The following is a 25,561-nucleotide window of genomic DNA, read 5'->3' on the forward strand; positions in this document are numbered from 1 at the left end:
ACCGCGACCGCGATCGCGGCTGGTGGGGACCTGCCCGGCGGTCGTCAGGCGGGTCCCGACTGCCTGGTGGGCCCCGACAGGGGGGGCGCACGCCCTCCCCGGTCGGGACGGGCGTCAGCCCGGCGGGAGCCGCATCCTCAACCGTCTGTCATTCCACCCGACACCGCCCGTCGTACCACCCGACCCGCCGATGGCCCGGGCCGCTCACGCGGCCCGGGCCATCGGCGTCGTCGTGGCGGACGACCGGCGCCGGCCCGCCCGACCGGGGCGCCCGCCATCGACCGCCGCGGATGTCGTCCCAGCCGGTCGTCCGCGGTGACCGGCAGAAAAAAACCACCCCTGCGCGAGCGTCGTCGCGCCAGCCGTGGCAGGCTACATAGACGGCGGTAGCTCCTGGTCTCGGTTGCCACGGAGTGGTGGGCCTTCCATTGGAGCACCGCCGAATGTTGCTGCATCGATAAAGATCGATGTTGACCCCGCCGCCAGCCGAACGGCTCCACGAACAGCCCGCCGGCGCGGCGTACTCCAGGGTCGGACGGCGCGGGTCGCCGCACAGGCGGAGAGGAGTGGCAGACGGTGGAACTGACCGGAAACGACCGCGACCGGGCGGTGCTGGTCGTCGCCTACAACAGCGCGGGTTTGTTCAACCCGTTGCTCACCATCGTGGGCGAGCTGAAGGCACGGGGCGTCGGGAACGTCTGGTTCGCGTCGACCGAGGACCGCCGGAGGGACGTCGAAGGGCTGCGCGGGCCGGGCGAGGTCACGTTCGTCTCGCTCGGGCCGGCCCGGCCGCAGTCGTCGCCCGACACGTGGGACGACGCGACGTACCGGACGCTGACCACCGGCGACCGGGCGATCAGCTTCGCCCGGTACCTCGACGTCAGCACCGACCACGAGCACATGCGGCAGCTCCACCGACGCTGCCTCGAGATCATCGACGAGGTCGACCCGGCGTTGGCCGTCGTGGACAGCCTCGCCAGTTGGGCGATGGACGCCGCGCAGACGCGGCAGTTGCCCTTCGTGGTCAGCATCTCGCTGCCGCCGTCGAACTTCCTGCAGGAGCAGTTGCCGTCGCGCTACCCCGCCCCGTTCTCCGGGCTGCCGGCGCGGATGACGCCCCGGCAGCAGGCGGCCAACGTCGGCTTCCGGAACCGGCTGGTGCGGGCGCTGACGGAGCCGGAGCGGCTGCGCCGGAGCCTCGCCGTGGTGGCCAGCCGGAAGGCGGCCGGCATCCGCAACGCGGAGATGCGCCCGGCGGGCTACGTCGAGGACGCCGCGGCCCTCATGGCGTACACGGTCTTCGGCTTCGAGTACCCCTTTCCGACCGCCCCGGAGAAGCTGCGGATGCTCGGTCCCGTGGTACCCCGCGAGCTGCCGCCGGCCGACGGGGACGACGAGCTGACCCGGTGGCTCGACGAGCACCACTCGGTGGTCTACGTCGGGTTCGGCACCATCATGCGACTGTCGCAGCGGCAGGTGGACGCGATCGTCGAGGTCGCCGACCGGCTCGGGCCCGAGCACGCCGTGCTGTGGAAGGTGCCCGCGCGCCAGCAGCACCTCCTCCCACCGGCGCACCGGCTGCCGGGCAACCTGCGGGTGGAGGCGTGGCTGCCGTCGCAGCTGCGGGTGCTGGCCCACCCGCACGTGCGGGTCTTCTTCAACCACGGCGCGGCCAACGCGATCCACGAGGCCGTCCACTTCGCCGTACCGCAGCTGGTGATGCCGTTCTGGCTGGACTGCCCCGACGGCGCGGTGCGCGCGGTCGACAGCGGGGCGGCACTCTCCGTCGAGCGGGCCGACTCGCTGAACGTCGAGGACATCCTCGCCAAGCTCGGGCGACTGCTGAACGAGGAGACGTTCCGCGCGCGGGCGCGGCTGTGGAGCCACCGGATGCGGCAGGCCGGCGGGGTCACCGCCGCCGCCGACCTCGTGTTGCAGCACCGCGACGCGGCGGCCCGTCCCACCGTCGAGCTGGCCGTCGGCTGAGCTCGTCGCTGTCGTACGCCGAAGGGGGCGCGCGGTGTGTCCCACCGCGCGCCCCCTTCGACGCCGGTCAGGACGCGGCGCCCTGGGTCTCGTCGGCCAGCGCCTCCGCGTACGCGACGAGTCGGGACGGCAGGTCCGTGCGGCGCTTCACGTCCAGCTTGCGGTAGACCCTGGTCAGGTGCTGCTCGACCGTGCTCACCGTGATGAAGAGCTTGCTGGAGATCTGCCGGTTGGTGTGCCCCTGGGCGGCCAGCGCGGCGACCCGTCGTTCGGCGTCGCTCAGCCCGTCGTCCGGCTCCTGCAACTCGGCGGCGGCCGGGTACGCCGGCAGCCCGCTGCCCGGCTCGCGGCGGATCAGCCGCTGGGCCAGCACCGACGCCCCGCAGTCCTGGGCGAGCTGGTAGGCCCGACGGACGAGCAGGCGGGCGCGGGCGGAGTCGCCGGCGCGTTGCAGCGTCTGGCCGGTGTCGCCGAGGGCCCGGACGAGCTCCAGCCGGTCGCCGCTGGACTGGAGCAGGTTGACCGCCTCGGAGAGCAGCTTGCGCCGGTGGTCCTGGGCGGCGGTCGTGGCGAGCAGCCGCAGCGTGCGGCCCCGGGTCCGGTCGTCCACCCCGTGCGGCACCCGCAGCTGTTCCTGGAGCAGCTGCGTGGCCTGCGTCTTGTTGCCGACGCTGAGTTGCACCCGGGCCAGCTCCAGCCGCCACGGGACCAGCCCGGCCGCGTCGATGCCCCAGGAGCGCATCAGCTCGCCGCACCGCCGCAGGTCGGTCGTGGCGGCGTGCGGCCGACGCACGGCCAGGTGGTGCCGGGCCCGGGCGGCCAGGTAGTGCAGACCCAGCGGAGTGCGGAACGTGCCGGGCGGGATCGGGTGGGCGAGCCACCGGTCGGCCTCGGAGAACCGGCCCGACTCGGTCGCGCAGGCGATCAGCGTGGCCAGCGGTCCGGCGACCGCCACTCCCCAGGCGGGGGCGGGCATGTCCTCCAGGGCCGCGCGGGCGTGGTGCTCGGCGCCCGGCAGGTCGCCGACGCGCAACGCCGCCTCCGCCCGGATCGCCCGGACGACGGCCCGCCAGCCCGGGGCGTGCTGGGCCACCGGCCGGCCGAGCAGCACGTCCCCCCACACGGTGGCCCGGTCGGACCGGCCCGCCCAGAGCAGCGCCAGCAGGGGGGCGGTCAGCAGACCCAGCGCGCCGTCGTCCGTGTGGTGACGCTGGAGGAGCTGCTCGGCGGTCGCCACGGTGTCGCTGTCGGCGGCCGGCGTCAGCGCGGTGCCGAGCACCGTCACCGCCTGGAGCAGTGGGCTGATGGTGGTCGGCGCGCTCGCCGCCCGGCTCCAGGTGCTCGGGGTCTCCCGCACGGTGGCCAGGTGGTCCGGGTGGGAGAGGGATACCAGTAGCTGCATCATCCGCAGGCGACCGGTCAGGGCGGTGGAGGCGTGCTCCTCGTCGGAGGAGAAGGCGCTGACCGCCTCGCTCGCCTCGTCCACCCGGCCCTGCCAGAGCAGGTAGGGCACGGCGGACAGGCCGGCGTCGGTGGACCAGCCGGCGGCCCGCGCCGTCTCCACCAGCTCGGTGAGTTGCCCGTTGACGGTCAACGGGTTGAGCTGCCAGCGGGCGTTGACCAGCATCTCGGTGGTGGCGGCCCGCTGCTGCGCGTCCACGGGTGCCCGGGAGACCAGACGCAGACAGCTGGCGGCCACGTCCGGCCGGCCCGACGCCAACGCGTGCCCGGCGGCGTCCTGGAGCACCTGCACCACCCAGGGCGCCCCCGCCGTGCCGGCTGCCACCAGGTGCTCGGCGACCACGCTCGGCTCGGCACCGTGCTCGTGCAGCACCTCGGCGGCCCGCTGGTGCAGGCTCCGCCGTTCCTCGGCCGACATGTCCCCCAGGATCGAGCGCAGGATGCGCGGGTGACGAAGCTGGTCGGACTCCATCAGACCCGAGGTGCGCAGCACCCGTACCGCCGGGACCGTGGACTCGGGCACCACGTCGAGGAGGTGACCGAGCAGTTCGACCGGCGTCGGCCGGTCGAGCACCGCCAGCGCCTGGGCCACCCGGCGCACCCCCGGTTCGTGCCGGTAGAGGCAACCGAGCACGGCCTGGTCGAACGCGTCACCGACGGCCGGGCCGTAGTCGTCGCCCACCCCACCGCTGGCCTGCTCCTCGAGCAGCGCCCGGGTGAGCAGCGGGTTGCCGCCGGTCATCCGTACACAACGTTCCGCCGTCCTGCGGACGTCGGCGTCGTCGGCGTCGCCACCGACCAGCCGGGCGACGGCGTCCACGCTCAGCGGCGACAGGCCGATGCGGGAGAAGTGCGGCTGGCTGAGCAGCTCGGCCCGGAACAGCGGGTGCGGCGGACGCAGCGTCGACGCCTCGGCGAGCACGAGCATGATGCGGGCGTGGCGCAGCCGGCGGGCCACGTAGAGGAGGCAGTGCAGCGAGGCCGGGTCCGCGTGGTGCACGTCGTCGACGGCGAGGACCAGGGGGCCGGTGCCGGTCAGGTCGAGCAGGGTGGCGAAGAGGCCGTGCAGCAGGGGTGCCCAGGCACGGTCGCTGTCGGCCGCCTCATCGCCGGGCTCGGGCAGCGGTGCGGCGAAGGTGGTGTCCCGCATCAGCTTCTCGACCCGGGCCGCCGCCTCCGGCGCGAGCCGTGCACTGTGGAACAGTTGCCCGACGACCCCCAGGTGCAGCCCGCGCTCCGCCCGGGAGCCGGCGGCGCTCATCACCTGCCCGCCGGCCCCCGCCGCCCATTCGCTGAACGAATCCAGCAGGCTCGTCTTGCCGCTTCCCACGGCGCCGGTGACCAGCGCGACGTGGCCTCGTTGTTGCTCCTCGCAGGCTTGGAACGCGCGCCGGAGACGGGTCGTCTGTTCCTCTTGCTGCACCAACACCAGCGTGTCAGCCCTTCTCGTACGCGGCGCGGAACCGGAGACCCCGGTGTTGCCGACGCCGCACCCCCTTGCCGGACAGCCGCCCCTCCACCCGTGTCTGCCGGGTAGGGGTGGAGCGCACCGGGCCGCCGTGCCGGGTGGACCTGAAATCTTCGCCGGACCGGGGTTTTCGCCGTACGGCCCGCGTGTTTCAGGCGAGTCTGGCACCGGGGCGGGTGTGCGACAACGGGCGCGAGACCCCATCGTTTCGCGCACAAACCTGCGGTCCTGGACCGCATGTAGGGGTTGCGCGAATCGTGATGAGGGGTGTCGGGGCCCGCCAGGCGGGGGAGACGGCGACCCGATGAGTGGCTGGTGTCGGGTGCGTAGCTCGATGGTGCCACACCGTGCTGCCCGACGCACGCCCCTCGGTACGGACAGTGGCCGGGAGCGGACGCGCGGCGACGATCGACGGAGGTGGCCGCCGGCCGGTCGTCGGGGCGCCGGGGACGGCGGAAGGACCGGTGGGGCGACGGCCCACACCCGGCGGCGACCAGGGTGAACGACGGCGGCCCCTGACGGCGGCGAGGGTCGGGTCGAGGGGGTGACCGGGGCGGAGGGCCGGCGACGGTCAGCGCAGCCGAGGCCCGGAGTTCCTGGGGCCCGGGCCGCCCGAGGCCCGTGGCGGTGGCTCCAGGAGCGTCGCCCCGGGGCGGCTCAACCGCAGCCGGGCGGCCAGTTCGCTGCGCGAGTTGACGTCCAGCTTCCGGTAGACCCGGGTCAGCCGCTGCTCGATCGCGCTGACCGTCAGGAAGAGCTTCTCGGCGATCTCGCGGTTGGTGTGACCCTGCGCGGCCAGGATGGCCACCCGCGACTCCGCGTCGGTCAGTCCGTGGACCAGGACCGTCGTGTCGCGGTGGCCGTCGGCGGCACCGTTCCCGGCCATGGAGGCGCCGGGCCGCAGCATCGGGATGCCGCACTCCTCGGCGAGTTCCCGGGCCGACCGCGACGCGACGCGGGCCTGCCGCCGGTCGCCGGCCTGCTGGTAGGCGTGACCGAGGTCGGCCAGGTTGTGCGCCAGTTCCATCCGGTCGCCGCACTGCCGTAGCAGCCGGACGGCGCTGCGCAGGTGCGGGATCCGGTCCGGTCCCTCCTCGGTGGCGGCCAGGACCCGCAGGGCGGCGGCCCGGTACCGGACGTGGACGGGCCGCAGCCGGGCCAACTCGTCGCGGACGAGCCTGCCGGCCTGCTGGCGGCGGCCCATGCGGAGCAACGCCCGGGCCGACTCGGTGCGCCACGGGACGAGGCCCGAGAAGTCCAGCCCCCACCGGTGCATCAGCTGTCCGCAGAGCTGGAAGTCGGCCAGTGCGGCCTCCGGGCTGCCCGCGGCGAGGGCGTGCATCCCGCGCGCCTGCAGGTAGTGCAGCCCGATCGGCGTCTCGAACAGCGCCGGCGGCACCGGCACCTGGAGGCAGGCCGCCGCCGCGTCGAGTTGGTCCATGAAGGTGAGGGCCCGGATGCGGACGGCGAGCGGTATCCCGATCACCACGCCCCAGCCCTTCGGCGAGAGCTGCCCCAGCGCCTCGTCGGCCAGCTTGTCGGCTCGGGAGAGGTCACCGAGCCGTCCGGCGACGGTCGCCCGCAGGGCGGTGAGCAGAGCCGAGGGGGTGGGGTAGCGCGGGGTGGCGGGGTCACGGCCCAGCCGGTCGCACCAGTCGTCGGCCAGGTCCAGCCGATCGGCGTAGATGATGGCGATGAGGGCGCAGACGGCGGTCCACATGTTGCGTTCGTCGTCCAGCCCGGTGGTCGACAGCGTCCGCTCGGCCTGCTCGACCGCGCCGGCGTCACCGCGGTCGAGTACGGCGGACAGCAGGGTGGCTCCCTCGATCCCGCGCTTGACCTGGGCCAGCGTGAGCGGGTCCCGCCCGGCCATGGTGGGCGCGGGGCGGTCGACCATCACCCCGGGGTAGAGGGTCGACATCCAGCCCGTGATGACGAGCAGTTCGGCGGCGGAGCGCGGGTCGGCGCTGTCCGCCCGTTCGCTCAGGTGGTTGACCAGCTCGACGGCCTCCTCGATCTCACCGTGCCAGAGGAGGTACTGGATGGGACCGGCGGCCTGCTGGCTGCCGAGGTGCCCGGCGCGGATGGCGGTGACGACGCCGACGAGGTGGGGAATCGCGGCCTGCGGGTCGAGCCGCCACTCGGCGCGGGCCAGCGCGGAACGAATCCGCGCCCGCAGGCGTTCGCTGGCGCAACCCCGGTGCGCGCGGCGCAGGTACCGCAGGGCGTTCTCCACCTCGCCGTCGAGCAACTCCTGCTCACCGGCGTCCAACAGGGTCTGCGCCATCCATGGCTCGGCCAGCTCGTCGATCCCGACCAGGTGTGGCGCGACGCGGACCGGGGGCGCGCCGTCGTCGTGCAGCAGGCAGGCCGCCTCCAGGTGCAGCCGTGCGCGTTCCTCGGCGGTCATCCCCTCCATCACGGCCTGGCTCACCGCCGGGTGGCGCAACCCCTGCTCGGTGATCAGCCCCGCGCTGGTCGAGTCGTCGATCGCGTCCAGCGCGGCCCGGAACCGGGCGTCGACGAGGTGGGGCAGCAGGCTGCCGTGCAACGGTTCGCCGGTCACGGCGAGCACCCGGGCGGCGTTGAGCACCAGGTGGTCGCAGCGGTACAGGCAGTTCAGCACCGCCTCCCGGAACGACTCCCCGACGGCGGGGTGGTCGGTGGGCCGGGGCGCCGCGGCCTGGTCCTCGGCGAGCGCCTGCGCCAGCAGGGGGTTGCCACCACTGATCCGGTGGCTCTCCGCGGCGATGGACCGGGCGACCGGAACGCCGAGCCGCTGGGCGAGCAGCTGGAACGTGCCGTCGGGGGTGAGCAGGGGCAGCCGGATGCGGTGCAGCCTCGCGGGTTGCAGCAGTTCGGCGTGCACGTCGGGCCGCCACGGCCTGGTACGCGGCGCCTCGGTCAGGACGATCAGCACGGGCAGGCCGGAGATCCGTCGGGCCACGTAGTCGAGGCAACGCAACGACGGCACGTCGGCGTGGTGGATGTCGTCGACCGCGATGACCAGCGGTCCCCGCGTGGTCATCTCGAGCAGGGCCCCACCGATCGCGGCGGTGCTCAGGGCGGTGCTCTCGTCGTCGGTGTCGTCGGCGTCGGCCCAGGTGAGGGCGCCCTCGTCCAGCAGCCGGCCGAGGCGGGCCCAGGTGTCCGGGCTGCCGGCCCCGCTCAGCGGGGCCGCCCGGACGAGTTGTCGGACGACCTCCAGCGGGACGGTGCGTTCGGCGCGGGACGCGCTCGCGCCGAGGACGCGTGCCCCGGAGTCGCAGGCCTGCCGGGCGAAGGTCTGCAACAGGGTGGTCTTGCCGATGCCGACCGGACCGGTCAGCACGGTCACCGTCCGGTTCGTCGGCGTGGCGCCGCCCCGGAACAGGTCCGCGAGCCGGCCCTCCAGCAGGCTCAGCTGGCACGACCGTTCGGTCAGTTCCATCGACGTGGCCTCCGAGGGAGCGCACGGCCCGCAGTCACCGGACGGGCCGCCCGCCCTGCGCGGCCCTGAAGCTCGACGAAATCGGAGACCGGCAATTCTTGACCCATTCCAGTATTGGTAAATATAGACGACCATCGAACGCGGTCGGTGAACCATCGACCGACTTGACCGGCTGGTGACTTCGACTTGCGCCCCTGCCGGCCCCGGCGATAATTCTCCGACCCCTCCGGGTCGGTCTCCCCTATCGACCACCGTGATGGTGGGAGTATGGCAGTTCGGCAATTGGGCGGCAAGCCGAGGTTTGTAAAGGATGGGCAAACATCGGTTGCAGCGACCGCCGACCCGGATGTGCCCTCCGCCTCGGTTGACAGCGGAAAGTCGCCGACTGGCGTCGTAACGTGACAGAGCGCTCTCGCGGCCCCATTGGTGCCGCTTTTCTGCCCCGCTCGGCGATTGGCGGACGCGGTTTCGCGTGCTAGACACGCCCGGTTCGCGGCACTGTTCGTGGCTACGGCGGCGCCCGGTCCGCCGGCCCGCCGGGCCGGCATCGTTCGTTGTCGATCGACTGGCCTGGCTTAGTCCCGGCTGGTGGGACGCGCCCCAAGGCCAGCGGCGTAGGCGCTGCTCAACTCGGTGTCGGCGCGTCGCCCCCCGGCCCGACGCGAGGTCGCCGTAGCGTCGGGGCCGGTGCCGACGGCGCATCGGCCGGGCCGCCCCGGACTCCGGTGGGCTGCCCCCGTCCCCGGTGGGCGGCCCGGCAATTACCGACGAATCTCGAATTGTTGCGGGGTGAAGCATCGCGTGCCCGAAGTGCGATCGGCGACTGCCCGGGCGGGGTGGCCGGATCGGGAGCCGCCGCGTCGCTCCGGGGGTGCACCCGATTCGGACGTTTGGGAAATTAAACGATTATGTTGTTAAAAAAGAATTATGTGTCCACGGCCCGTCGATAAGCAAAGGCGTCGTTGCGTGGCCGGACTGCAGCAATTGCCGACTGGTGGTTTGCGTCAATGCGACGGTGGTCCGTCCGCGTCTCCTGAAACAGTCCGCGCCAATTTCGGGTCTCAATGTCCCCAGTTGTCGCGACACCGCTGAGTCTCCAGAGTGTCGGCGACCGGAAAGGGCGGCCGGGTCGGCCATCGCCGGAGCCGACGCGGCATCCGGTCCTACCTGGCCGGTCAGCCCGGGCAGGGGATCGCGACGCGGTGGCTAGGGGTTGTGTCGGGACGATAACCCAGCCTAATTTCGGGGCATCCGTTTCCAACGTCGAGATGGCCGGATATGGGGCCGTGCGGCTTCATGACCTGAAGGGCTCTGTGGCGTCGTGATGTCCCAACTGCTGCCGCGACTCGTCGACGTCCTCCGCAGGGGATAGCGGAGATGACACTGCTGCCGGCGCTGCGGGGATTCGGCGCGGATCGGGCCGACGCGGTGCAGGTGGCCGGCCGTGGCCTCTCCAGTGAGGCCCTGCTCGGCTGCGTCACCGCCGTCGCCGACCGGATCAGGGGCGCGGGCGCGGTCGCGGTCGACGGCACACCGAGCCTGGAGACGGTGGTCGGCATGCTCGGCGCCGTCCACGCGGGTGTCCCGCTCGTGCCGCTGCCCCCCGACGCCGACGAGTGCGAACGCCGCCGCATCCTGCGGCAGTCCGGCGCGACGCTGCTCCTCGGCCGGGACCTGTCCGACACCCACCGGCTGCCCACGGTCCCGGTCGACCTGCGCCAGCGCTCATCGACGCACCATCCCGAGCCGGCGCCCGGCACCGACGCGGTCATCCTCTACACCGGGGGCGCCGGTGGACCGCCGCGCGGGGTACGCATCTCACGTCGCGCCATCGCTGCCGACCTCGATCTGCTGGCCCAGGCCTGGCGGTGGAGCGAGGACGACACCGTGGTCCAGGGCACCCCGCTGTTCCGGGCGTACGGCCTGGTCGTCGGCCTGCTCGGTGCGTTGCGGGTCGGCAGTCGCTTCGTCCACCTCGACCGCGACGCCGCCGCGGGACCGGTCGGCACCATGTACCTGGCGTTGCCCGGCCAGTGGGCGCGCATCGCACGGAACAGCCGGTGGGCCCGGTCGCTGTCCGCGGCGCGCATCCTGATCTCCGCGGACGCCCCCCTGCCCGGCGCCGTGGCCGAGCGACTCCGGCTGCTCACCTCGCACTCACCCGTGCAGGCGTACGGCACCACGGAGACGCTCATCGCGCTGACCGGGCGGGCCGACGACCGTACCGTCGCCGGTGCCGTCGGCACCCCCCTGCCCGGCGTGCAGACCCAGGTGCTGGACCGCGCGGCCCGCCCCGTGCCGGCCGACGGCGAGTCGGTCGGCGAGTTGAGCGTCTGCGGCCCGACGCTGTTCAGCGGCTACGTCGGGGGCGGTCAGGGCGTCGCCGCCGGTCACTGGCACGCCACCGGCGACCTGGCCAGCGTGGCCGCCGACGGCTCGTACCGGATCATCGGGCGGTGCGGGCTCGACGTGGTGCACAGCCGGGGCCGGCGGATGCCCGCCGGGCAGATCGAGGAGGCGTTGCTGAGCCACCCCGGGGTCCGCGACGCGGCTGTCGTCGGCACGCCGCACCACGCGCTCGGCGAGCAGGTCACGGCGTACGTCGTCGCCGAGGGGCTGAGCGCGCAGGTGCTCATCGACCACGTCGGTCGGCACCTTTCGGCGGGGCAACGGCCCCGGCGGGTGCACTTCGTCGACGAACTGCCGCGCAGCGCGCTCGGCCGGATCAGGAAGTCCCTGCTGATCGCCGCCGGCTGAGCCGATGGGACAGCGACGGGCGGCCTCCACCCGGCTCCCGCGTCGGTCAGCCTTCCACCCAGCCGTGCCGTCGGGCCAGGTCCAGCATGCGGGCGCGCACCGCCACTATCTGCGCCCCGGTCAGGTCCGACACGGACGTCACCAGCGCCTCGGTGGTCTCGGCGCAGAAGGCCCGCTCGGAGAGCACGTCGCACAGGCCCTCGTCGTCCTCGGTGCCACCGGCGGCCTGTCCGCTGTCCCGGCTGCGCCCGCCGGTGACCGCCACCCCGGCCCGGGCCGGCGCCGCGGCGCCGGCCGCCGCGTTCCGCTCCGCGCCCGCTGGGGCGCCGACCACCCGCACCAGCACGGCCTTGGGGCCGCGGTCGGTCCCCACCGCCTCATACTCGACGGGGACACCGGGCATCAACGCCCACTTGTCGCCGTCCAGCATGTTCGCGTGCACGAACACGTCGTCGCTGCCGTCGTCCGGGGCGATGAACCCGTAGCCCCGCACCTCGTCGAACCGCACCACCTTGCCAGTGAGCATCGCTTTCCCGCATCCATCCGACCCAAAATCCGCGTGCCCCGCCCGTGGAACCGGGACCCGCCCCCAGACTGGCAGCCGCCCGCGTGGCCCGGCACCCGTACCCGACCCCTATGGTGCACCGTACCGCCCACGCCGCGACGGCGCGGGCCGCCACACCGCCTAGCATCGGCGAACGTGATCGAGCAGATCCTGCCCTCCGCCGTGGCGGTGGCCGAGTCCTTCACGGACCCCACCGGCCTGACCCTGTTCCCCGAGGAAGAGGCGCTGGTGGCCCGGTCGGTGGAGAAACGCCGCCGGGAGTTCACCACCGTGCGGCACTGCGCCCGCCTGGCCCTCGGCGAGCTGGGGTTCGCCCCGGTGCCGATCGTCTCCGGTGCCCGGGGCGCCCCGGTCTGGCCGGGCGGGGTGGTCGGCAGCATGACGCACTGCGACGGCTACCGGGCGGCGGTCCTGGGCCGCACGACGGCGTTCGTCACCCTCGGCGTGGACGCCGAGCCGCACGCGCCGCTGCCCGAGGGGGTGCTCGACGCGATCGCCCTGCCGGCGGAGCGGGCGCGCACCGCCACGCTGGGCGCGGCCCGCCCCGCCGTCTGCTGGGACCGGCTGCTGTTCAGCGCGAAGGAGTCGGTGTACAAGGCGTGGTTCCCGCTCACCGGCCGGTGGCTGGACTTCTCCGAGGCGGACATCGTGATCGATCCGGCCGGCACGTTCGAGGCCCGGCTGCTGGTGCCCGGCCCGGTGCTCGACGGGACCCCGGTGACGACCTTCGCCGGCAGGTTCCTGGTCGACCGGGGGCTGGTGGCCACCGCGATCAGCATCCCGGCCGGGCGGCCCTAGTCCGCCGTCAGCCTGGTCTTCTGCACCTTGCCGAGGGCGTTGCGGGGCAGCGCGTCGACCAGGCGCACCTCGCGTGGCCGCTTGTGCGCCGACAGGTGCCGGGCCACGAAGTCGATCAGCTCGGCGCCGTCCACCCCGTCGCCCACCACGTACGCGGTGACCTGCTGGCCGAGGTCGGGGTGCGGGGTGCCCACCACGGCGGCCTCGCGGACCCCGGGGTGCGCCAGGAGGGCGTCCTCCACCTCGCCGGCGCCGATCCGGTAGCCGCCGCTCTTGATCAGGTCGGTGGACGCCCGGCCGACGATCCGGTGCCACCCGTCCGGGTCGACGGTGGCGACGTCCCCGGTGCGGAACCAGCCGTCCGGGGTGCGGCTCGCCGCGTCGGCCTCCGGACGATTGAGGTAGCCGTCGAACAGGGTGGGGCCGGTGACCTGGAGCTCGCCCATCGCCGCCCCGTCGGCGGGGAGCACATCGCCGTCGTCGTCGACCAGCCGCGTAAGCACGCCGGGCAGGGGCAGCCCGACGGTGCCCGGCCGGCGGGGGCCGTCCGCCCGGGTGCTCACCGTGATCAGGGTCTCGGTCATCCCGTACCGCTCGACGACCCGGTGGCCGGTGAGGGTGGCGAGGTCCGCGAAGACGGCCGCCGGCAGCGCCGCGCTGCCCGAGACGAGCAGCCGCGCCGGACGCAACGCCCGCGCCGCGTCCGCGTCGGCGGCGATGCGGGACCACACGGTCGGCACCCCGAAGTACATCGAGCCGTTGGCGGCGGCGTACCGGTCGGGGCGCGCCCGGCCCACGTGGTGCAGCCCGCTGCCCAGCCGCAGCGGCCCGAGCACGCCGAGCACCAGCCCGTGCACGTGGAACAGCGGCAGACCGTGCACCAGCAGGTCGTCCGGCGTCCAGGCCCAGGCGTCGGCCAACCCGTCCAGGCAGGCGGCGACCGCGCGCCGGGAGATCACGGCACCCTTCGGGGCGCCGGTGGTGCCGCTGGTGTAGAGGATCAGTGCGGTACGGGCCGGGTCCGGCTCGGGGTGGACGGTGTCCGACCGGCGGGTCAGGTCGATGGGAACGACGGTCCGGGCCGCGCCCTCGGCGGTGCGCGCCGCGCCCGTCGGGACCAGCAGCGCGGTCGCCTCCGAGTCGCGCAGGATGTGGTCGCGCTCCATCGGCCCGGCGTCCGGCGGAACCGGCACGACCGCCGCTCCGGCGGTCAGCGCGCCGACCACGCCGACCACCGTCTCCAGGGTGGCGGTGGCCTCGATCGCCACCCGGTCGACGCCGCGCAGCTCGTCGGCCACCGCCGCGGCCAGGCGGCGCAGCTCCACCCAGGACACCGCCCGGTCGTCGACCCGGATCGCGTCCGGGCGCTCGTCGGTGCCCTTCGTGAGCCAGTTCAGCAGCGGCATGGTGCGATCCCTCTCCAGCGGCTCCGACCCGGGCCGACCCGGCCGGGCGCCCCGGCGCCGGACGACGGGCGCCCCGGGCGCCGGTAGGGTCGGCGGGGCGCCGGCGGTTCCGGGCGGGCGCGTGCGCCGCGCCGGCGGGCCCGGCACGACGGTCCTGACCGTAGTCGGGGGCCGCCGGGGCCTGCCACCCCTACCGGCGGGCGCCGGGCGGGTCGGACGTGCGGGAGGTGGCATCGGTGGTCGCGGACGCGACGGCGTGGACGGCGGCGCCCGACGGCGTCCGGGCCGTGGTGCTCGACCTCGACGGGGTGCTGGTCGACAGCCTCGCCGTGGCCAGGGAGGCGTTCGCCCTCGCCTACGCCGAGGTGGTCGGCGACGGCGTGGCCCCGGTCGAGGAGTACTGCCGGCACCCGGGCCGCTACCTGCCGGAGGTGCTGGAGCTGATGGGGCTGCCGGCGGCGCTGGCCGGGCCGTTCGTCCGGGAGAGCAACCGCCTCGCGTACCGGGTCACCCCGGTCGACGGGGTGCCGGAACTGCTCGGCACGCTGCGCCGGCGGGGGATCGGGCTGGCCGTGGCCACCGGCCGCAGCGGAGTCCGTGCCCGGGACCTGCTCGGCCGGCTCGGCCTGCTGCCGCTCGTCGACCACGTGGTCGGCTCGGACGAGGTGCCCCGGCCGAAGCCCGCGCCCGACATCGTGCGGCGGGCGCTGCGCCTGCTCGGGGCCCTGCCGGGGGAGGCGCTGATGGTCGGCGACGCGCCCAGCGACCTGGCCAGCGCGCGGGCGGCCGGTGTGGTGGCGGTGGCCGCGCTGTGGGGCGAGTCCGACGAGGACACCCTGCGCGCCGCCGGCCCGGACGTCGTGCTGACCCGGCTCGACGAACTGCTGCCGATCTGTCCGGCCCGGCGGTGACCGGCCCGCGCCGAGGGACACCCGCGTGACCGGCCGGCGTCGGCGGACACCCGTGGTGACCGATCGGCACCCCTGCCACCGAGCCGTGGCTCCGGTCGGCACCCCTGTCCCGCGTCGATTTCCGGTCGGACACCCCCGATTCATCAACTGATCAGTTGATCGGCGCATCGGTTGGCCGGATGATGTCGGGCGTCGGTCGGCCGGGCTCCGGCCGGCACCGGCCCGTTCCCGCAAGCCGACGCCGCGATCAGCCGAGGGGTCCCGCCCTTCTCGACGGCAACCCGCACGTGAAGGAGGACCACCCCCAATGCCGGTCATCGAAGTCGATCATCTGCAGAAACGGTACGGCGAGAAGATCGCGGTCGACGACGTCTCCTTCACGGTGGAACAGGGCGAGATCTTCGGGGTGCTCGGCCCGAACGGGGCCGGCAAGACGACCACCGTCGAGTGCGTGCAGGGCCTGCGTCGGGCCGACGGCGGCACGATCCGGGTGCTCGGGCTCGACCCGATCCGCGACCGCACCGAGGTGCGCCAGCGCGTCGGCGCCCAGCTCCAGGAGAGCCAGCTGCCGGACAAGGTGAAGGTGTGGGAGGCGCTGGACCTGTACCGGTCCTTCTACCGCAACCGGGCCGACATCGACGAGCTGCTGACCGACCTCGGCCTGGCCGAGCAGCGCAACACGTACTTCCAGAAGCTGTCCGGCGGGCAGAAGCAGCGGTTGTCGGTGGCCCTGGCGCTGGTCGGCAGGCCGGAGGTCGCCATCCTCGACGAGCTGACCACCGGCCTCGACCCGCAGGGCCGCCGGGACACCTGGGACCTGGTCGAGCGGATCCGCGACCGGGGTGTCACCGTCGTGCTGGTCACCCACTTCATGGAGGAGGCGCAGCGCCTCTGCGACCGGCTCGCGATCATCGACAAGGGGCGGGTGGTGGCCATCGACAGCCCCGCCGGTCTGCTCAACCGGGTCGGCACCGAGCACCGGGTGCACTTCCGTCCCGTCGAGCCGGTGGAGGACGCCCTGCTGCTCGCGGCGCCCGACGTGACGGGGGTGTCGCGCGACGGCGACGAGGTGACGGTGACCGGCTCGGCCGACGTGCTCCAGTCGGTCATGTCCGTGCTCAACGGGCGCGGGATCCACTACACCGCGCTGCGGGTCGAGCAGCCCACCCTCGACGACGCGTTCGTCTCCCTCACCGGCCGTGGGAGCCGGACCGCCGCGCAGTCCCCGACCGACGGGAGGTCGTCGTGAGCGCCCTGTCCAAGCTGATCGCCGTGGAGACGAAGCTGTTCCTGCGGGAACCGGTGTCGTTGTTCTTCGTCTTCGCCCTGCCGATCGGCCTGATGCTCGTCTTCGGGCTGCCGCAGCGCGCCGGTACGGCCGCCGACACGGGGCAGCACGCCGAGCAGACCTTCCTGCCGTCGCTCGCGCTGGCCCTCACCATCGGCATGCTCGCGCTGTTCACCCTGCCGATGGCACTCGGCATCTACCGGGAACGCCGGGTGCTGCGCCGCCTGGCGACCACCCCGGTGCGGCCCGGCCTCCTGCTGGTGGCCCAGGTGGTGGTCAACCTCGTGATGGGCGTCCTCGGCGCGGTGGTCACCGCGATCGCCGTACGCTTCCTGCTCGATCAGCCGGCGCCGGCCAACGTTCCCGGTTTCGTGCTGGCCTTCCTCCTCGGGGTGGCGTGCCTCTTCGCCGTCGGCCTGCTGATCGCGGCGCTGGCGCCGTCGGCCCGGGCGGCGCAGTCGATCGGCCCGGCGTTGTTCTTCCCGCTGCTGTTCCTGGCCGGCGCCTGGCTGCCGCGCGACCGGATGCCGGCCGCCGTGGCCGCCATCGCCGACTACTCGCCGCTGGGTGCCACCGTGGACACCCTCGGTGCGGCGTGGGCGGGCGCCAACCCCGAGCTGCCGCAGCTGGTCGCCCTGGCGGTGACGGCCGTGGTCGGCTCCGTGGCGGCCACCCGGTTCTTCCGCTGGGAGTGAGAAGTCCCACCAGCGTGGTGGGTACGGGGGACATCGTCGCTGCCCAGGGCCGTTCCTAGGGGTGGCCTAAGGGTGTCGGCCGAATGTGATCTGGATTACGTTCGGAGCAGAACGGGCGGCCGGTCATCGGACAAGGACGTTCGACCGTGAAGCGTCCGTTCACCCGGCAACGGGTGTCGTCAGACCTGTGTGGACGGGCCGCCCCGCGCGGCGGCCCGTCCGAGGTGTGCGGAATGCGACGGAGGTCGTGCCATGAAGGACGTTTCGCAAGCTGATCCGGTCACCCGGGACGCCGCCGGCGTCATCGACGTCGTCCTGGAGGGCGGCCCGGTCGATCTGCCGGCCGATGTGCGCAGTCGCCGGGTGGCCACCGCGGAGGAGAAGATCAAGGTCCTGCACTACGGCGGGTACGAGCACTTCGAACGGGGCTCCGTTCCGGGGACGCTCGACCTTCCGGTGGTGTTCCGCTGGACCGGCCGGACCCGGATCGCCGAGTAGGGGAAGGGCGGCACCAGTCTCATGAGGGCACAGGACCACCGGCCGGGGCCGCACCTGACCGTCAGCGACACGAACGAAGCCATCGCCTTCTACACGGACGTCTTCGACGCCGTCGCGATCGAGCGGGAGTGTCTGCTCGACGGGCGCGTGCTGCACGCGGAGCTGGCCGTCGGCGGCCACCGCCTGACCGTCAGCGAGTGGTACGAGGCGGGCGTGCAGTCGGCGGCCGAGGGCCGCGACGACGTGTTGACCATCGAGCGCACGGACCCCGAGTCGGTGCTGCGGCGGGCGGTGGCAGCCGGTGCCCGCGTCGAGCCGCCGGCGGATCCGTCGCGCCAGGTGACGCTGCGCGACCCGGCCGGCCTGTGCTGGGCCATCGTGGGCCCGCAGCTGGCGGCGTAGGCGAACCCCCGCGCCCGCCGTCGCGGCGGCCCGAGACACGTGACCGGGCCCGCGCCACCCGGCGCGGGCCCTTCGCGGTCCCACCGCGGGCCGGCCGGGCGAAGCGACCCGGCGCCGTACCAGCCGAGACTCCGGCGGCACCACCCCCACGGCACCGGACCGTCGCCGGTCCGGGCGGTCAGCGGCGTGGCCGGGACCGGTGGGCGTTGCGGGTGTTCAGCAGCACGTTGCCGGCACCTGCGAACAGGTCCAGGGTGGCACCTGCGCTGTCCTGGGTGGCGAGCGCATGTCCGGTATCTGACCTCACTGTCACCGTCCGGCCACGCAGGGAGACGGTCAGGGTGGCGGGTCGTCGGCCCCGCCGCGGGGCGGGAAGGCCAGGGCCAGGATGAGGTCGAGGACGGTCACCGGGTCGGTCAGGCGCTCGCCGTACAGCTCGCGGAGCTTGCCCATCCGGTAGCGGACGGTCTGCGCGTGCACGAAGAGGTCGGCGGCGACGTCGTCGCGCCGGCCCTGGTGCAGCAGCCAGGAACGCAGGGTCTCGGCGAGCCGGTCGGCGGTGCCGGGCGGCAGCGACGCGAGCGGCGCCAGGACCCGGGCGCGCAGGTCGGCGAGCCCTTCGGGGTCGGTGCTCAACACCAGCTCGGCGAGGTGCTCCTCGGTGTCCAGCGCCGGCCCGTCGTCGCCCGGGCGCAGGCCGAGCGACAGGGCCCGGACCGCCCGCCGGTAGGACGAGGCGACCAGGGTCCAGGGCCGGGCGGGGCCGAGCACGGCGCGGCGGCCGTGCAGCCCCCGGGCGAGCTGCCGCCGCCGGTCGCCGTGCGTGTCGGGCACCAGCAGCACCGCCAGCTCCTCGCCCGCCCCGCCCGCCGCGAGGTCGTCGCCGCTCTCCAGGGTGTGCGGGTGCAGCCGCGCGAGCGCCGCCCGGAGGTCGGCCCGGGGAAGCAGGACGACGGTGAGGGTCTGCGGCGGCGGCCAGTCGGCCCGCTCGGCGCTGCGCAGCAACGCCTCCTCGGGTTCCCCGGCGAGCAGCCGCTGGGTGAGTCGTTCCAGGTTGCGTCGCCGGGCCCGGCCGGCGCTGGCCAACTCGTCGGCGTGCCCGGCCACGCTCGCGGCGGAGAGTTCGTCGATGTACGCGAACATCAGCTCGGCGAACTCGGCGACGGTGGCGGCGGACGATCCGCCCTGCACGGTGGTGGCCGACATCTCCCGCCAGGAGACCCGGGCGCCGACGCGGTACGCGGCGAGCAGGGCGTCCATGCTCCGGCCGGAGCGCGCCTCGCCGCTGCCGAGGGCGTACGCGGCGTCCAGCGCGCCGACGAGCGGGATGCTCGGGTCGCCGCCGTGGGAACGCCCGATGAGCTGGAGGAACGTGCCGAGCGCGAGCTGCACCGCCGTCTCGATCTTCGCGCGCATCTGGCCGGTGAGGGTGCCGGAGTAGCTCGGTACCTCGGCGGTGATGGCGGTGATGGTGCGCTCGGCGAGCAGGGGCAGCCGGTCGTGCAGCTCGCCGGCCACCCGGGCGTCCAGCTCGAGGCGGGCCGCGCGCCGCGTGGCCTCCGAGCGTTCGGACATGCTTGTTCCCTCCGCACAAAAAGCCTCGTCCGGTTCACCTTCGCAGGCCAAGATTTTATGCCATTCTGCGGGCGACCATCGAAACATGACCACCACCGTCCCGAAGCCCTCCGGGAAGGCGGCCCTGCGGGGCCGGATCCTTCGGCTGGCCGCGTCGGTCACCACCCCGCTGCTGCCCGACGACTACCTCGACCTGGTCGCCCCGCTGCGCTCCGGCGCCGACCTGCGCGGCCGGGTCCTCGCCGTGCGCCCCGAGACCGCCGACGCGGCGACGCTGGTGATCCGGCCCGGCCGCGACTGGCGCGGGCACACCCCCGGGCAGTACGTCCGCCTCGGCGTCGACGTCGACGGCGTACGCCAGTGGCGGGCCTACTCGCTCACCTCCGCCCCGACGCGCCGGGGCGGGCCGATCTCGGTCACCGTGAAGGCGATCCCCGACGGGGTGGTCAGCAACCACCTCGTCCGCCGGACCCGGCCCGGGACGCTGGTGCAGCTAGACCAGGCCCAGGGCGACTTCGTGCTGCCGGGCCGGCCGCCGGCCCGGGTGCTCTTCGTGACCGCGGGCAGCGGCGTCACCCCCGTCATGGGGATGCTGCGCGCCGACGTGCTGGGCGGCGCCGACGTCGTGGTGGTGCACTCGGCTCCCACCCCCGCCGACGTGATCTTCGGCGCCGAGCTGCGGGGCCTGGCCGAGCGGGGCGTGATCCGGCTGGTGCAACGGCACACCGACACCGACGGGCTGCTCACCGTGGACGACCTCGACCGCCTCGTGCCCGACCACCTCGACCGGGAGACCTGGGCGTGCGGCCCGGTCGGCCTGCTCGACGCCCTCGAGGAGCACTGGACGGCCTCGGGGCGCGGCGACCGGCTGCACACCGAGCGGTTCCGACCGACCGTCATCTCGCCCGGCGAGGGCGGCGCCGTCACCTTCGTCCGCTCGGGCGTCACCGTCTGCGCCGACGGCGCCACCCCGCTGCTCGACGCCGGCGAGGACGCCGGGGTGCTGATGCCCTCGGGCTGCCGGATGGGCATCTGCTTCGGCTGCGTCCTGCCGCTGCGCCAGGGCGCGGTTCGGGACCTGCGCAACGGGGAACTGACCACGGCGGTGCCCGGCGACGGAGTCCGCATCCAGACCTGCGTGTCGGCGGCGGCCGGCCCCTGCGACATCGACCACTGATCGGAGTACCTGACGTGACCGTGATCCAGAACAAGCCCGTCAACCCGATCGCCCACCTCACCGCCGAGGACATCGAGATCATCGGCAAGGAGCTCGACGCGATCCGCGAGCGGGTGGTCGCCGACCGGGGCGAGCGGGACGCCGCGTACATCCGTCGGGTGATCTCCACCCAGCGCAAGCTGGAGATGGGCAGCCGGGTCGTGTTGCTGTTCTCCCTCTTCCCGCCCGCCTGGATCGTGGGCACGGCCGGCCTGACCGTGGCCAAGATCCTGGAGAACATGGAGGTCGGCCACAACGTCCTGCACGGGCAGTGGGACTGGATGCGCGACCCGAAGATCCACTCGACCACCTGGGAGTGGGACCACGTCTCGCCCGCCGAGCAGTGGAAGCACTCGCACAACGAGCTGCACCACACGTACACGAACGTCCTCGGCAAGGACAACGACCTCGGCTACGGCATCATGCGCGTCGACGAGGACCAGCGGTGGCACCCGTTCCACCTGGGGCAGCCGCTGTGGAACTTCATCAACGCCTGCTTCTTCGAGTACGGCATCGCCGCGTACGACCTGGAGCTGGGACGCAACCTGCGCAACGGCCGGCACAAGCGGCCGGAGTTCCGGGCCCGCGCCCGGGCGGTGGGCCGCAAGATCCGCCGGCAGGTGCTCAAGGACTACGTGGTGCACCCGCTGCTGTCCGGGCCCTCGTTCCTGCACACGCTGGCCGCCACCTTCACCGCCAACCTCCTGCGCAACCTGTGGAGCCACTCGGTGATCATGTGCGGGCACTTCCCGGAGGGCGTGGAGACCTTCTCCCGGCGCTCGATCGAGGGCGAGACGCGGGGCGAGTGGTACCTGCGGCAGATGCTCGGCTCGGCCAACATCAGCGGCAGCCGGCTGATGCACATCATGACCGGCAACCTGTCGTTCCAGATCGAGCACCACCTCTTCCCGGACCTGCCCAGCAACCGCTACCAGGAGATCGCCCCCGAGGTGCGGGCCCTGTTCGACCGGTACGGGCTGAAGTACACCACCGGTTCGCTGCCCCGGCAGGTCCTCTCGGCGTGGCGGAAGGTCGTCCGCCTCTCGCTGCCCAACCGGAAGGCGCCCCGCCGGGTCGACGAGCGTCCCGCGCCGGCCCTCGCCGCGTCCGGGGTCTGACCCTCCGCCGGCGCCGCCGCCCGCCGCGAAGACGCGCTGGGCGGTACCGCGGCGGACCTGCACGACACCCACGGGCTGCCCCGCACCTCGTCGACGGCCTGCTCGCCGAGGTGGGGTGACCCCGTCGTCCGGCCGGGACCGGCGTTCCCGGTCCCGGCCGGACGACGGGACCGCACCGCTACCGGGCGTAGGTCTCGAACTCGGCGACCTTCGGGGCGCCGCTCGAACTGTTGATCCTGAAGGTGATCTTGCTCAGTGACGTCGCGGGGAAGGCGATGGCACCCGCCCCGCTGCCGGAGGCGAGGACCGCGCCGTTGCCGTGGTTGACGAGCTGCCAGGACCCGATGCCGCCCTGGGTGCCGGACGGCTCCCGGATGACGACCCTGGACACCGTGGTGGCGGAGCCCCACTTGATCGAGATGTCCCCGGTCGCGCCGGTCGGCGACCAGTGGGTGCCCAGGTTGCCGTCGCGCACGTTGCCGTAGCTCGTACCGCTGGCCTTGCTGGAGCCGTCGGAGCCGGCCCCGATGCTCAGGTTGGGCCCGTCGGGCTGCTGGGTCGGTCCCGGCGTGGGGCTGGTGGGAGCCGGCGTGGGAGTCGTCGGCCCCGGGGCGGGGGTGGTCGGCGCCGGCGTCTGCGGCGTGCAGTTGCCGTCCGACTCCCGCAGGCCCGTGTGGGCGCCGGCCGTCTGGCGGACGACGTCCGGCACGCAGCTGGCGCCGTCGAGGCGGTAGGAGTACGGGATGCTCACGGTGGTGTTGGACACCGGGTTCGGGCCGGCGGGGTTGTTGTCGCCGCTGCGGCTGGACCAGGTCACGTTGTCGAAGACGTTGCCGGCGACCTGCCAGAAGCCGGCCTCGCTGGTGTAGAAGGTACCCAGGACGTCCTTGGAGTTGCGGAAGTAGTTGTTCTCCACCTTGGCCCTGGCCCCGGCCCGGGAGTTGATGCCGGACTCGTGCAGGCCCACGTAGTGATTGTTGTAGATGTGCGCGATGCCGCCGCGCAGCAGGGGCGTGCGGGAGTCGATGTTCTCGTACAGGTTGTGGTGGAACGTGACGTAGCCGTTCGAGCGGTCGCTCTCACTGGAGCCGATGAGGCCGCCCCGGCCGGAGTTGCGCAGGATGCTGTAGGACAGGGTCACGTACTGGGTGTCGTCCTTCATGTCGAACAGGCCGTCGTAGCCCTCCGACTCGCCACCCGAGGCCTCCAGGGTGGCGTGGTCGACCCAGACGTTGCGGACGCCGCTCTCCATGCCGATGGCGTCACCGCCGTTGGACGTGGGGGAGCCGGACTTCTTGACGTTCCGGACCGTCACGTTCCGGATGATGATGTTGCGGGACTCGCGGATGTGGATGCCCAACTGGTCGAACACGGCTCCGGTGCCGACCCCGATGATCGTGACGTTGCTGATCTGCTTGAGCTCGATCACGCCGGCGGCGGTGCTGCAGCTGTCGCCCGACACCTTGGTGGTGTTGCCGTGGTTGATGGTCCCCTGGACCTCGATGATGATCGGGGTGCTGCTGCTGGCCCGGGTGCACAGGGCCGTGTGGATCCCGGTCCCGGTGCTGACCCGTACCGTCTGCCCGCCCGCGCCGCCGGTGGTCCCACCGTTCTGGGTCGCGTAGCCGGTGGCGGCACCGGCTGCCGCCGACGCCTCCTGCGTCGGCAGGGCGACCACCCCGATCGCGGCCCCGACGGCCGTCGTGGCCAGTGCCACCTGGAGCCGCAGTGCGACTGGTCGTCTCATTCTCGTCTCACCTTCGTGTCGAATGCCGGATGTTGCCGTGTGCCTGGTCGGATCGTGGGCTGCCGAGGTCGTCCGGGTGTCACCGGGCGGATCGGCGGCGGATGCGCGCGTGTCGTCCTTCCGCCTCTGGCGCGGCTCGGCGGCTCCCGCCTCGGCCCCGACCACCGGGTCGTCGCGCCGGCCGCCGGTGCACGGCGAGCGTCCCCGCCCGTTTCCGCCCGTCGTTGCTGCCCGGCCCGTCGCGCCGCCCGGCCCGTCGCGCCGCCCGGAAAGCGCTTTCCAGCGAGGATAGAGAGATGTGCGTCACTATGGCAAGAGCGCGTCCGGATTAGGGTGCACTGAAACAGGCAGGATGACCTGCGCGAGGGCGTCGCCGGGCCGCGCCGCGGCCGACGGCCCGCCCGACGACGGAAGGAGACCCGTGTCGTCCACCCTGCTCTCCCGTCGCGACCTGCGCTTCCTGCTGCACGACTGGCTGGAGGTGACCCGGCTGACCGAGCGGCACCGCTACGCCGAACACTCCCGGGAGACCTTCGACGCCGTGCTGGAGCTCGCCGAGCGGGTGGCCACCGAGCGCTTCGCCCCGCACAACCGGGCGGCCGACCTCGCCGAGCCCACCTTCGACGGCCGTCGGGTGCACACCATCCCGCAGGTCAAGCAGGCCCTCGACGTCTTCGCCGAGACCGGCCTGCTCGGCGCGGGAATGGACGGGTCGGTCGGCGGGATGCAACTGCCCCACGTCGTACGGGCCGCCTGCTTCGCCTGGCTCCAGGCCGCCAACGTCGGCACCTCGGCGTACCCGTTGCTGACCCTCGGCAACGCCAACCTGCTGCTGGCACACGGCAGCCCCGAGCAGATCGACACCTGGGTCCGGCCGATGGTGCAGGGGCGCTTCTTCGGCACCATGTGCCTCTCCGAGCCGCAGGCCGGCAGCTCGCTGGCCGACATCACCACCCGCGCCGAGCCGCAGGACGACGGGACGTACCGGCTGCACGGCACCAAGATGTGGATCTCGGGCGGCGACCACGAGCTGTCGGAGAACATCGTCCACCTGGTGCTCGCCCGGATCCCCGGCGGTCCACCCGGGGTGAAGGGCATCTCGCTGTTCATCGTCCCGAAGGTGCTGCTGGCCGACGATGGCACGCTCGGCGACCGCAACGACGTGGTGCTGGTCGGCCTCAACCACAAGATGGGCTACCGCGGCACCACCAACACGCTGCTCAACTTCGGCGAGGGCGTGCACCGGCCCGGCGGGCGCCCGGGCGCGGTCGGCCACCTGGTCGGCGAGCCGCACCAGGGCCTGGCCCAGATGTTCCACATGATGAACGAGGCGCGCGTCGGGGTGGGCGCGGGCGCCACCGCCCTCGGCTACACCGGCTACCTGAAGTCCCTGGCGTACGCCCGCCAGCGACCGCAGGGCCGCCCGCTGGCCGACAAGGACCCGGCCACGCCGCAGGTGCCCATCGTCGCCCACCCCGACGTGCGCCGGATGCTGCTGGCGCAGAAGAGCTACGTGGAGGGCGCCATGGCGCTGGTCCTCTACTGTGGCCGGCTGCTCGACGAGGAGGGGACCGCGCCGGATGCGGCGGACCGGGAGCGGGCGCGCCTGCTGCTGGACGTGCTCACCCCGATCGCGAAGAGCTGGCCCGCGCAGTGGTGCCTGGCCGCCAACGACCTGGCCATCCAGGTGCACGGCGGCTCCGGCTACACCCGGGACTACGACGTCGAGCAGCACTGGCGCGACAACCGGCTCAACCCGATCCACGAGGGCACCCACGGCATCCAGGCCCTGGACCTGCTGGGGCGCAAGGTCACCATGCGCGACGGGGCCGGGCTGGCGCTGCTGGTGGAGACGGTCCGGGCCACGACCACCCGCGCGTGGCGGGTCGGGGGCGAGGCCGCCGAGCTGGCCGCCTCGCTCGGCACCGCCCTCGACCGGGTCTCCCTGGTCACCCGGCGGCTGTGGAGCACCGGCGATCCGGAGGTGGCGCTGGCCAACGCGAGCGTCTACCTGGAGGCGGTCGGCCACGTGGTGATCGCCTGGATGTGGTTGGAGCAGCTCCTCGTCGTCGAGGCGGCCGGCGACCCCGGCGACGGCCCGGACGCCGACCTGCACGCCGGCAAGCGGCAGGCCGCCCGGTTCTTCTTCCGTCACGAACTGCCCCGCACCGGCCCGCAGTTCGACCTGCTGGACAGCCTCGACCGGACCACGCTGGAGATGCGCGACGACTGGTTCTGAG

17 protein-coding genes are annotated in these 25,561 nt (G+C 73.5%); 11 read left to right on the top strand and 6 right to left on the bottom strand.

Going from position 1 to position 25,561, the window contains the following annotated elements:
• The first annotated feature begins 576 nt into the window (after positions 1-576).
• A complete protein-coding gene (locus tag KBX06_RS08000) occupies positions 577-1,986 on the top strand; it encodes a glycosyltransferase (RefSeq protein WP_210833598.1) in 1,410 nt (469 codons plus the stop codon).
• A gap of 67 nt (positions 1,987-2,053) precedes the next feature.
• Here KBX06_RS08000 and KBX06_RS08005 read toward each other — a convergent pair whose 3' ends face one another.
• Both KBX06_RS08005 and KBX06_RS08010 read right to left on the bottom strand, forming a co-directional pair.
• Positions 2,054-4,870, bottom strand: a complete 2,817-nt coding sequence (locus KBX06_RS08005) for an AAA family ATPase (RefSeq protein WP_307854502.1) — start codon at positions 4,868-4,870, stop codon at positions 2,054-2,056.
• Positions 4,871-5,486: 616 nt separating this feature from the next.
• Positions 5,487-8,345 (bottom strand): AAA family ATPase, encoded by a 2,859-nt coding sequence (locus KBX06_RS08010; protein WP_210833600.1) that lies wholly within the window; start codon positions 8,343-8,345, stop codon positions 5,487-5,489.
• A gap of 1,377 nt (positions 8,346-9,722) precedes the next feature.
• Here KBX06_RS08010 and KBX06_RS08015 point away from each other — a divergent pair.
• Complete coding sequence (locus tag KBX06_RS08015) at positions 9,723-11,102, top strand: AMP-binding protein (RefSeq protein ID WP_210833601.1); 1,380 nt, start codon at positions 9,723-9,725, stop codon at positions 11,100-11,102.
• Between the two features lie 46 nt (positions 11,103-11,148).
• Here KBX06_RS08015 and KBX06_RS08020 read toward each other — a convergent pair whose 3' ends face one another.
• Positions 11,149-11,628 (bottom strand): cold-shock protein, encoded by a 480-nt coding sequence (locus tag KBX06_RS08020; protein ID WP_210833602.1) that lies wholly within the window; start codon positions 11,626-11,628, stop codon positions 11,149-11,151.
• A gap of 174 nt (positions 11,629-11,802) precedes the next feature.
• Here KBX06_RS08020 and KBX06_RS08025 point away from each other — a divergent pair, with 174 nt between their 5' ends.
• Positions 11,803-12,465: a 4'-phosphopantetheinyl transferase superfamily protein gene (locus KBX06_RS08025; RefSeq protein ID WP_210833603.1), complete on the top strand. Its 663-nt coding sequence runs from the start codon at positions 11,803-11,805 to the stop codon at positions 12,463-12,465.
• Here the strand turns inward: KBX06_RS08025 and KBX06_RS08030 are convergent.
• Positions 12,462-13,871 (bottom strand): acyl-CoA synthetase, encoded by a 1,410-nt coding sequence (locus tag KBX06_RS08030; RefSeq protein ID WP_210833604.1) that lies wholly within the window; start codon positions 13,869-13,871, stop codon positions 12,462-12,464. The genes KBX06_RS08025 and KBX06_RS08030 overlap by 4 nt on opposite strands.
• Positions 13,872-14,107: 236 nt before the next feature.
• On the opposite strand from KBX06_RS08030, the gene KBX06_RS08035 reads away from it, so the two are divergent.
• From KBX06_RS08035 to KBX06_RS08055, 5 genes are all read left to right on the top strand, one after another.
• A complete protein-coding gene (locus tag KBX06_RS08035) occupies positions 14,108-14,782 on the top strand; it encodes an HAD-IA family hydrolase (RefSeq protein WP_210833605.1) in 675 nt (224 codons plus the stop codon).
• A 307-nt stretch (positions 14,783-15,089) separates the two neighbouring features.
• The gene (locus KBX06_RS08040) at positions 15,090-16,031 is read left to right on the top strand and encodes an ABC transporter ATP-binding protein (RefSeq protein ID WP_210833606.1); all 942 of its coding nucleotides are present in this window, start codon (positions 15,090-15,092) and stop codon (positions 16,029-16,031) included.
• On the top strand, positions 16,028-16,765 hold the full coding sequence (locus KBX06_RS08045; RefSeq protein WP_210833607.1) for an ABC transporter permease: 738 nt from the start codon (positions 16,028-16,030) through the stop codon (positions 16,763-16,765). Before KBX06_RS08040 ends, KBX06_RS08045 begins: the two co-directional genes overlap by 4 nt.
• 252 nt (positions 16,766-17,017) lie before the next feature.
• On the top strand, positions 17,018-17,263 hold the full coding sequence (locus KBX06_RS08050) for a DUF5988 family protein (protein ID WP_210833608.1): 246 nt from the start codon (positions 17,018-17,020) through the stop codon (positions 17,261-17,263).
• Positions 17,264-17,284: 21 nt separating this feature from the next.
• Positions 17,285-17,665, top strand: coding sequence for a VOC family protein (locus KBX06_RS08055; RefSeq protein WP_210833609.1), 381 nt, complete (start codon positions 17,285-17,287; stop codon positions 17,663-17,665).
• A gap of 336 nt (positions 17,666-18,001) precedes the next feature.
• Here the strand turns inward: KBX06_RS08055 and KBX06_RS08060 are convergent, their stop codons facing one another.
• The gene (locus KBX06_RS08060) at positions 18,002-19,240 is read right to left on the bottom strand and encodes a CdaR family transcriptional regulator (protein WP_210833610.1); all 1,239 of its coding nucleotides are present in this window, start codon (positions 19,238-19,240) and stop codon (positions 18,002-18,004) included.
• 85 nt (positions 19,241-19,325) lie between these two features.
• On the opposite strand from KBX06_RS08060, the gene KBX06_RS08065 reads away from it, so the two are divergent.
• Both KBX06_RS08065 and KBX06_RS08070 read left to right on the top strand, forming a co-directional pair.
• Complete coding sequence (locus KBX06_RS08065; RefSeq protein ID WP_210833611.1) at positions 19,326-20,417, top strand: ferredoxin reductase; 1,092 nt, start codon at positions 19,326-19,328, stop codon at positions 20,415-20,417.
• A 14-nt stretch (positions 20,418-20,431) separates the two neighbouring features.
• A complete protein-coding gene (locus KBX06_RS08070) occupies positions 20,432-21,574 on the top strand; it encodes an acyl-CoA desaturase (protein WP_210833612.1) in 1,143 nt (380 codons plus the stop codon).
• 178 nt (positions 21,575-21,752) lie between these two features.
• On the opposite strand, the gene KBX06_RS08075 is transcribed toward KBX06_RS08070, so the two are convergent.
• Positions 21,753-23,321: a polysaccharide lyase family 1 protein gene (locus KBX06_RS08075; RefSeq protein ID WP_210833613.1), complete on the bottom strand. Its 1,569-nt coding sequence runs from the start codon at positions 23,319-23,321 to the stop codon at positions 21,753-21,755.
• A 421-nt stretch (positions 23,322-23,742) separates the two neighbouring features.
• On the opposite strand from KBX06_RS08075, the gene KBX06_RS08080 reads away from it, so the two are divergent.
• Complete coding sequence (locus KBX06_RS08080) at positions 23,743-25,560, top strand: acyl-CoA dehydrogenase (protein WP_307854506.1); 1,818 nt, start codon at positions 23,743-23,745, stop codon at positions 25,558-25,560.
• Position 25,561: the final 1 nt, after the last annotated feature.

This window comes from Micromonospora sp. C31 (genome assembly GCF_018070575.1).
In the GTDB taxonomy this organism is placed as follows: Bacteria; Actinomycetota; Actinomycetes; order Mycobacteriales; family Micromonosporaceae; genus Micromonospora.